The following is a 1,270-nucleotide window of genomic DNA, read 5'->3' as shown; positions in this document are numbered from 1 at the left end:
GAGGCCGAGGCGGCGACGCTCGCCGCCCTGGCGGCCGTGATCTGAATGACGAAGGACGTTTCCGTGACCCGAACCCTGCCGGACCTGCTGATCGAGCCCGTGGTGCGCATGGCGCTGGCCGAGGATCTGGGGCGCACGGGCGATGTGACGGCGCAGGCCTGCATCCCCGAGGACGCCCGCTTCAGCGCCGTGTTTTCAGCGCGTCAGGCGGGGGTGATGGCCGGCGGGGCGGTCGCGCGGATCGCCGTCCACGCGCTGGACCCGCAGGCGACGGTGACGGTGAAGGTCGCCGACGGCGAGGCGTTCGAGGCCGGGGCCGTGCTGATCGCGGTCGAGGCGAACGCCCGCGCCTTGCTGGCGGCCGAGCGGACGGCGCTGAACCTGCTGGGCCGGATGTGCGGCATCGCCACCCTGACGCGGACCTATGTGCAGGCCGTGGCGGGAACGAGCGCCCGCATCGCCGACACGCGCAAGACGACGCCGGGGCTGCGCGCGCTGGAGAAGCACGCGGTGGCCTGCGGCGGCGGGCTGAACCATCGCTTCGGTCTGGATGACGCCATCCTGATCAAGGACAACCACGTCGCCGTCTGCGGCGGGGCGGGCGAGGCGGTGCGCCGCGCCAGGGCCTTCGCCCCCCACCTGATGAAGGTCGAGGTTGAAGTCGACAGTCTGGATCAGCTGGATGAGGTGCTGCCCGAGCGGCCGGACGTCGTCATGCTGGACAACTTCAGCCTGGACGACATGGCCGAGGCGGTGCGGCGGGTGCGGGGCAGCGCCTTCGGGCCGGTGGTGCTGGAGGCGTCGGGCGGCGTGAACCTGAGCACCGTCGCTGGCATCGCTGCGACGGGGGTGGATGTCATCTCCGTGGGCGCCCTGACCCATTCGGTCATGCAGCTCGATATCGGTCTGGACGCCGGCTGAGCGCAAGCGGACCGGGGTTTTTCGGGGAACGGGCCCGACAGAGGCTCGTTTTCATGGGGCGGGAGGGCGCGACCTCGAAGGAGAGACGCCATGACCAGGGCCCCACAGCCGCCCAGGGAGCAACGCAGCTTCGCCGATCGCGGCGCCCAGCTGAAGGATGAGGCCGCCGCTGATCGGCGCGACCGGGCGAACGGCGTGCAGTCCGGTCAGCCGGGCGACGCAGACGTCAACCTGAGCCAGCAGGGGCGCTACGGCAATCTGCAGCAGAATCTGACGACCCACCGCCAGACGCACCCTTGAGGCGCGCGATCAGGCCTCGGCGTTGACCGTGACGGGTGCGGCGANGGGC

Annotated in this window: 2 protein-coding genes; both read left to right on the top strand. The window is 71.3% G+C overall.

The features are described 5' to 3' along the window. Positions 1 to 45 precede the first annotated feature (45 nt). Positions 46 to 921 (top strand): carboxylating nicotinate-nucleotide diphosphorylase, encoded by an 876-nt coding sequence (nadC, locus tag BDIM_RS13095; RefSeq protein ID WP_040346154.1) that lies wholly within the window; start codon positions 46 to 48, stop codon positions 919 to 921. Between the two features lie 90 nt (positions 922 to 1,011). Further along, on the top strand, positions 1,012 to 1,221 hold the full coding sequence (locus tag BDIM_RS13090) for a hypothetical protein (RefSeq protein ID WP_003166084.1): 210 nt from the start codon (positions 1,012 to 1,014) through the stop codon (positions 1,219 to 1,221). The last annotated feature ends 49 nt before the right edge of the window (positions 1,222 to 1,270 follow it).

Source organism: Brevundimonas diminuta ATCC 11568, assembly GCF_000204035.1.
In the GTDB taxonomy this organism is placed as follows: domain Bacteria; phylum Pseudomonadota; class Alphaproteobacteria; order Caulobacterales; family Caulobacteraceae; genus Brevundimonas; species Brevundimonas diminuta.
Note: the sequence above shows the minus strand (reverse complement) of the source record. Positions and strands in the feature narration are given on the sequence as shown.